Raw genomic sequence first — 7,223 nt, forward strand, 5'->3', positions numbered from 1 at the left:
GCAGCATGGGGCAGTCTCCAGGAGAACCGTACGGGAGCAGGCGGGTACGGTTGGAAACACACCTCGGGCGCGGTCGTGGAAACTGCGCAAGGCCGGCACAGGGAAAATGCGCACGGCACGATGTCCTTCCCGGACACCCCGCCGGTTAGTCAGTCACTGTGCCGGCAGGTCTCCTGACTGATGCGTCATCGCCATGCTCCGGCCTTCCCGGGAGTCACCCAGTGGCAGTCAAGGAGCAGGCTCGGCACCTACAGTTGCGGGGGCAGTTCCGATTGATGCTGTGCAAGCATTTCGGATTCCCTATTAATTCCGTGTGGAAACCGGCGGCGGCATGGTAGTCGATTTGCGCGGTGGAGGGGGAGGCGAATCTGCCACAGCGTCGATTTTGCCGTTGGCATTGCAATCGGCCGTATGCACTGATTAATATACGTTCCATATACACATCGTATCGGATTCATATATGGGCATCGTAAAAATTTCAGAGGACATGCACGAGAACCTGCGCATCTCCAGCAACGCCCTCAGCCGCTCGATCAACGCGCAGGCCGAGCACTGGATGCGCATCGGCATGCTCGCCGAGCTGCATCCCAACCTCGACCACAGCGCCATTTGCCGCCTGCTGATCCGCGCCGAACAGAACGGCGGACTGGATCTGCAACAACTGACTCAGGAAGCCGTCAGCGCATGAGAAACCAGATCAAGATCAACACCCCGGCCGACATCGAAAAATCCCGCGCCGCCGGCAAACTCGCCGCTGAGGTGCTGGCGATGCTGGTGCCGCATGTGAAGGCCGGGGTGACCACCGATGAGCTGGACCGGCTGTGCAACGATTACATCGTCAATGTGCAGAAAGCCGTGCCGGCCAACGTCGGTTATCACGGCTTTCCGAAAACCGTCTGCGCGTCGGTCAATGACGTGGTGTGCCACGGGATTCCATCGGGTACGCCATTGAAAGACGGCGACATCGTCAACCTCGACATCGCCGTGATCAAGGATGGCTGGTTCGGTGATACCAGCCGCATGTACGTCGTGGGTGAGGCGACTCCTGAAGCGCAGCACCTGATCAAGACCACTTACGACGCGATGTGCGCGGGCATTCGCGCAGTGAAACCGGGCGCAACGCTGGGCGATATCGGTCACGCGATCCAGAGCCTGGCGGAGGCGGAGGGCTTCAGCGTGGTGCGCGAGTACTGCGGCCATGGCATCGGCAAGGTCTATCACGACGAACCGCAAATCCTGCATTACGGCTTTCCCAATCAAGGGCTGAAGCTCAAGGCCGGGATGATTTTCACCGTGGAACCGATGCTCAATGCCGGCAAACGCCATGTGAAGAACATGCCGGATGGCTGGACGGTGCTGACCAAGGATGGCTCGTTGTCGGCGCAGTGGGAGCATATGGTCGCGGTGACGGAGAGCGGGTTTGAAGTGCTGACGGCTTGGCCGGATGAGATTGAAGGGTACCGGGCCATTGGCTGATACCGTGTGGCCTGCTTGCCCTCACCCTAGCCCTCTCCCAATGGGAGAGGGGACTGACCGAGGTGTTGTTGCGAGATACGCCGACGTGCGATACCGAGTCGAACTTACATTTTGAACAGCATGAAGATCGGCTCCCTTTCCCCCTCGCCCCCCGTGGGGGAGAGGGCTGGGGTGAGGGGGTAGATCCAACTGACTCAGCGCAATCAGTGAGCACCTGCTGCCTTGTTCAGATCGCTCTCGGTCCACTCGGTATAAACACAAGCATCCGCCGTCGCCCAGCGCACCCTTACCGGATCGCCGGCCTTGAGTGGCATGCCCGCTGCCGACAGCGCTTTCACCGTCATCGACGTCCCGCCCGCAGTGACCACGCTGCACGTCTGGCTCTCACCGAGAAACAGCACCTCCACAACATTCGCCGATACCTCATTCCAACCCGCCGCCAGCGGCGTATCCAGCGCCTGCTGCGTGCTCAACGCCAAGGCTTTTTCCGGGCGCACCATCAGCAGCACATCCTGATCAGTGTGCAACCCGGACGTCAGCCGAATCGACAACGACTGACCCTCGAAACTCGCTGCCGCATTGCCTTGCGCCTTGAGCTTGAGGAAGTTCGAATTACCCAGAAACGACGCGACAAAGGCATTCGGCGGATTCTGATAAAGGTCATAACCACTGCCCAGACCGACGATTTTGCCGTGGCTGAAAATCGCGATGCGTTGCGACAGCCGCATGGCTTCTTCCTGGTCGTGGGTCACGTACACGATGGTGATGCCCAGGCGCCGGTGCAGCTGGCGTAGTTCATCCTGCAAGTCCTCGCGCAGCTTCTTGTCCAGCGCGCCCAGCGGTTCATCCATCAGCAGAATGCGCGGCTCGTAAACCAGCGCCCGGGCGATGGCGACACGTTGTTGCTGACCACCAGAGAGTTGCGAAGGGCGGCGATGGGCGAACTGTTCGAGCTGCACCAGTTTGAGCATCGCATCGACGCGCTTTTCGCGCTCGGCCGCAGCCAGTTTGCGAATCGCCAAAGGGAAGGCGATGTTGTCGCGCACCGATAGATGCGGGAACAGCGAGTAGCGCTGGAAGACCATGCCGATGTCACGCTTGTGCGGCGGCACGTTGACCAGCGACTGGCCATTGACGAGGATCTCGCCGCTGCTCGGTGTTTCGAACCCGGCGAGCATCGACAGCGTGGTGCTTTTGCCCGAGCCGCTGGAGCCCAGGAATGTGAGGAATTCGCCGTCCTTGATGTCCAGCGAGATATTGTCGACGGCAGCAAAATCGCCGTAGTGCTTGTTCAGGTTGCGCAGGCTGACCAGGGGTTTGTCGCTCTGCTGGGATGCGTCTTTGATCACGGCACTCATGTCGTACTCCTGGGCGCTCAGGCGCTGATTTCGTTGCGCCGGCGCAGGGCGGCGGCGATCACCATGACCAATACCGACAGGCCGATCAGCAGCGTCGAAGCGACGGCGATCACCGGGGTCAGGTCCTGGCGCAGGGTGGTCCACATTTTCACGGGAAGGGTTTGCAGAGTCGGGCTTGCCATCATCACGCTGAGCACCACTTCGTCCCACGAGACGAGGAAGGCGAAGAGCGCGCCGGCGACCATCCCCGGACGGATCGCCGGGAACGTCACCTTGAACACCGCTTGCAAGCGCGAGGCACCGCAGATTACCGCCGCGTCTTCAATCGACTGATCGAACAGCTTCAGCGAGTTGATGATCGAGATGATGGTGAACGGCAGCGCGACGATCACATGGCTGACGACGAAGGCGAACATGGTCCCGGTATAGCCGAGCTTGAGAAACAGCGCATACACCGCCACGGCAATGATCACCAGCGGCACGATCATCGGCAGGGTGAACAGGCCGTAGAGCATCTCGCGGCCGGGAAAGCGTCCGCGCACCAGCGCAAACGCGGTCGGCAAACCGAGGGCCACGGCGCAGATCGTGGTCAGCACGGCAACCTTGAGGCTGGCGGCAGCGGCGTTCATCCAGTCGGGGTTGGAGAAGAACTGGCCGTACCATTTCAGCGTCCAGCCCGGTGGCGGGAACACCAGCCACTGCGAGGAGCCGAACGACAGCAGCACGATGAACACGATCGGCAACAGCAGAAACAGACCAATCAGCCCGGTAGTGGCGTAGAGGCCGAAACGCATGCGCCGGCTCATGGCATTGGGGGTCAGGAGCATGTCGGCTTACCTCGCATTACTGGCGCCAACCGGGGATTCCGGTTGAAGCTTCAGGTAGAAGTAGAACAGCACCAGGGTGATTGCGATCAGCAACGCGGCGCCGGCACTGGCCAGGCCCCAGTTGAGGAACGATTGCACCTGCTGAATGATGAACTCCGGCAGCATCATGTTCTGCGCCCCGCCCAGCAAAGCGGGGGTGACGTAGTAACCGAGCGACATCACGAACACCATCAAACCGCCGGACGCCAGACCCGGCCGGCACAGCGGCAGGAACACCCGGAAGAAGTTGGTCCACGGACTGGCACCGCAGATCGAGCCGGCCTGCAGGATCATCGGGTCGATGGCCTGCATGGTTGCTTGTAACGGCAGCACGATGAACGGGATCATGATGTAGCTCATGCCGATCACCACGCCCGTGAGGTTGTGCACCATCTCCAGCGGTTGATCGATGATGCCCATCGCCATCAGCGCCTTGTTGATCACCCCCGAGGCTTGCAGCAACACCAGCCACGAATAGGTGCGGGCGAGCAGGCTGGTCCACATCGACAGCAGCACGATGTTGAGGATCCAGCGCCCCCAGCCGCGCGGCACCAGGGTGATCGCCCAGGCCAGCGGAAAGCCCAGCAGCAGGCTGAACAGCGTCACCAGCCCGGCCACCGAAAAGGTGTTGAGCAGCACCCGCGCATAGGCCGAGTTGGCGAACAGTTGTTCGTAGTTGCCCAGGCCAGGCACAGGTTCCAGCACACCGCGCAACAGCAGGCCAATCAACGGCGCCAGAAAGAACAGGCCGAGGAACAGCAGCGCCGGGACGAGGTTGCCGGCGCCGCGCCAGCGTTGCTTGAAAGCCGAACCGGTAGCGCCAGCGGCGCTCCCGGTGGCAGTGGAGGGACGAGGCGCAGTGGCCGCGATTTTCATTTGACCAGCCATTCGTTCCACCGTGTCGCGATAGCCGGACCGTTCTTGGCCCAGTAAGCGAAATCAAGGGTGATCTGATCCTTGGCGTAAGCCGTCGGCAGGTTGGGGGCCAGCGTCGAATCCAGACGCTCCACACTGTCGAGGTTGACCGGCGCGTAGGCGGTCAGGTTGGAGAAGTCGGCCTGGCCTTTGGCGCTGCTGGCATTGGCGAGGAACTTCATCGCCGCATCTTTGTTTTTCGAGCCTTTGGGAATGACCAGAATGTCGGCCATGACCAGGTTCTGCTTCCAGCTCACGCCGACCGGTGCGCCGTCTTCCTGCAAGGCGTGCACACGGCCATTCCAGAACTGGCCCATGCTCGCTTCGCCGGACGCCAGCAGTTGCTGCGACTGCGCGCCGCCGCCCCACCAGACGATGTCTTTCTTGATGGTGTCGAGTTTCTTGAAGGCGCGATCCAGATCCAGCGGGTAGAGCTTGTCAGCCGCAACGCCGTCGGCCAGCAGCGCCAGTTCGAGCACGCCGGGGCTTGGCCATTTGTACAGGGCGCGTTTGCCGGGGTAGGTCTTGGTATCGAACAGCGCGCTCCAGTCCTGCGGCTTGTTGGCGCCGAGCTTGCCCTCGTTGTAGCCGAGGACGAAGGAGAAGAAGAACGAGCCGACGCCGTGATCGCTGACGAAGCGCGGGTCGATCTTGTCGCGCTGGATCACTTTGAAGTCGAGGGGTTCGAGCAGGCCTTCGGCAGCGGCGCGCAGAGCGAAGTCGGCTTCGACATCGACCACGTCCCACTGCACGTTGCCGCTTTCGACCATGGCCTTGAGTTTGCCGTAGTCGGTGGGGCCGTCCTGGACGACGGTGATGCCGCTGGCCTTGCTGAACGGATCGGCCCAGGCCTGTTTCTGCGCATCCTGGGTGCTACCGCCCCAGCTGACAAAATTCACGCTTTCGGCAGCCATTGCAGCTTGGCCGGTAACGCTGAGCAGTCCCGCGAAAAAGATCGCGGTTGCAGCTTTGTTCAACACCATGTTCACGCCCTCATTGTTGTGTTTTTGAGCGGGCCTTGCGTTGTTGCCCGCCTGTCGGGAGCAGTAGCTGGACGCTTCGTTGGAACGTCCGGTCTATGGAATATCATATTATGGTATTCCAAACTTTGTGCAAGCACTTTGCCTTACCGGTTATCTGGCGGATCTGTCTTTCCGGTCTTCATCCAAATGTGTAGCGAATGAAACTGTGGCGAGGGGATTTATCCCCGTTGGGCTGCGGAGCAGCCCTGAAAGCGGGACATGCGATATTTCTGGCGGATCGCGTTGGCAGGAATCGGGGCCGCTTCGCAGCCCGACGGGGATAAATCCCCTCGCCACAGGGGAGTATCGATAACAGGGTTATTCGGTGAACGGAATGCTCTCAACCACCTCAAGGTCATACCCGGTCAACCCCGCGTACTTCAGCGGCGGGCCGAGGTGACGCAACTTGCCCACTCCCAGATTCTGCAGAATCTGCGCCCCAGTCCCGACTTCGGAATAAATCCGCGATTGCGAACGGCTGAACTGCCGAGGCGGCTGGGTCAGCTGCGGCACGCGCTCGAGCAACGCCTGCGACGATTCATGATTGGCCAGCACCACCACAACCCCATGACCTTCCGCCGCGACCCGTTGCAGCGCCGCCCACAGCGTCCAGTTCGTCGGCCCGCTGTACTCGGCGCCGACCAGATCGCGCAGCGGATCGATCACATGCACGCGCACCAGTGTCGGCTCCTCGCGGCGCAGATCGCCCATGACCATCGCCATGTGCACGCCGCCTTCGATGCGATCCTCGAAGGTGATCAAACGGAACGTGCCATGCACCGTCGGCAGCTCACGTTCGCCGATGCGTTCGATAGTGTGCTCGGTGCTCAGGCGGTAGTGGATCAGGTCGGCAATCGTGCCGATCTTGATCCCATGCTTGCGCGCGAACTGCTCCAGATCCGGGCGGCGCGCCATGGTGCCGTCGTCGTTCATCACTTCGACGATCACCGAGGCCGGGGTGAAACCGGCCAGACGCGCCAGATCGCAACCGGCCTCGGTGTGCCCGGCGCGAGTCAGCACGCCACCTTCCTTGGCGCGCAGCGGGAAGATGTGGCCGGGCTGCACCAGGTCTTCGGCGCGGGCATTCGGCGCGACGGCGGCAGCAACGGTGCAGGCCCGGTCCGCGGCAGAAATGCCGGTAGTCACGCCAACCGCCGCTTCGATCGACACGGTAAATGCAGTGCTGAATACACTGCCATTGGCGGGTACCATTTGCTCCAGGCCCAAGCGCTGACAATGTTCGTCGGTCAGGGTCAGGCAGATCAGCCCGCGTGCCTCGCGGGCCATGAAGCTGATAGCCTCCGGTGTGCAACGATCAGCGGCCAGCAGCAGGTCGCCTTCGTTCTCGCGGTCTTCGTCATCGACCAGCAGGACCATTTTGCCGAGGCGATAATCTTCGATGATTTCTTCGATGCTGTTGAAGGCCATGCTGGATTCTCAGGGTTCGTTGGAAATATATTGGTATACCATAATACAAAATCAACAAAGAGGTCACTATGAAGGCGTACTGGATTGCACATGTGGATATAGCCGATGCCGAGCACTACAGCCAATACACCCAGCGCACCCCGCAGGCGATTGCCGCA

Annotated in this window: 8 protein-coding genes and 1 riboswitch; of the genes, 3 read left to right on the plus strand and 5 right to left on the minus strand. The window is 61.1% G+C overall.

All coding sequences use genetic code 11. The features are described 5' to 3' along the window. Positions 1–146: 146 nt before the first annotated feature. Positions 147–340, minus strand: a riboswitch (cobalamin riboswitch). A gap of 120 nt (positions 341–460) precedes the next feature. After that, the gene (locus V8J63_RS26705) at positions 461–688 is read left to right on the plus strand and encodes a ParD-like family protein (RefSeq protein ID WP_007918027.1); all 228 of its coding nucleotides are present in this window, start codon (positions 461–463) and stop codon (positions 686–688) included. Next, positions 685–1,476, plus strand: a complete 792-nt coding sequence (map, locus tag V8J63_RS26710; protein ID WP_071172707.1) for a type I methionyl aminopeptidase — start codon at positions 685–687, stop codon at positions 1,474–1,476. The genes V8J63_RS26705 and map overlap by 4 nt, the downstream gene beginning before the upstream one ends. A 203-nt stretch (positions 1,477–1,679) precedes the next feature. On the opposite strand, the gene V8J63_RS26715 is transcribed toward map, so the two are convergent. The 5 genes from V8J63_RS26715 to ribBA all read right to left on the minus strand — a co-directional run bounded on the left by V8J63_RS26715 (position 1,680) and on the right by ribBA (position 7,065). Continuing rightward, the gene (locus tag V8J63_RS26715) at positions 1,680–2,834 is read right to left on the minus strand and encodes an ABC transporter ATP-binding protein (RefSeq protein ID WP_110645643.1); all 1,155 of its coding nucleotides are present in this window, start codon (positions 2,832–2,834) and stop codon (positions 1,680–1,682) included. A 17-nt stretch (positions 2,835–2,851) separates the two neighbouring features. Continuing rightward, positions 2,852–3,661, minus strand: coding sequence for an ABC transporter permease (locus V8J63_RS26720; RefSeq protein ID WP_007918021.1), 810 nt, complete (start codon positions 3,659–3,661; stop codon positions 2,852–2,854). 6 nt (positions 3,662–3,667) lie between these two features. Continuing rightward, positions 3,668–4,576 (minus strand): ABC transporter permease, encoded by a 909-nt coding sequence (locus tag V8J63_RS26725; protein ID WP_064363445.1) that lies wholly within the window; start codon positions 4,574–4,576, stop codon positions 3,668–3,670. Further along, the gene (locus tag V8J63_RS26730; protein WP_122602413.1) at positions 4,573–5,598 is read right to left on the minus strand and encodes an ABC transporter substrate-binding protein; all 1,026 of its coding nucleotides are present in this window, start codon (positions 5,596–5,598) and stop codon (positions 4,573–4,575) included. Before V8J63_RS26730 ends, V8J63_RS26725 begins: the two co-directional genes overlap by 4 nt. Positions 5,599–5,955: 357 nt before the next feature. After that, positions 5,956–7,065 (minus strand): bifunctional 3,4-dihydroxy-2-butanone-4-phosphate synthase/GTP cyclohydrolase II, encoded by a 1,110-nt coding sequence (ribBA, locus tag V8J63_RS26735; RefSeq protein WP_016775017.1) that lies wholly within the window; start codon positions 7,063–7,065, stop codon positions 5,956–5,958. Positions 7,066–7,133: 68 nt separating this feature from the next. Between ribBA and V8J63_RS26740 the strand changes: the two genes are divergently transcribed. Beyond that, positions 7,134–7,223 (plus strand): DUF1330 domain-containing protein (locus V8J63_RS26740; protein WP_336464903.1); only part of this gene is annotated, 90 nt, incomplete at its 3' end.

The organism is Pseudomonas sp. CCNWLW23 (assembly GCF_037095675.1).
GTDB lineage: Bacteria > Pseudomonadota > Gammaproteobacteria > Pseudomonadales > Pseudomonadaceae > Aquipseudomonas > Aquipseudomonas atacamensis.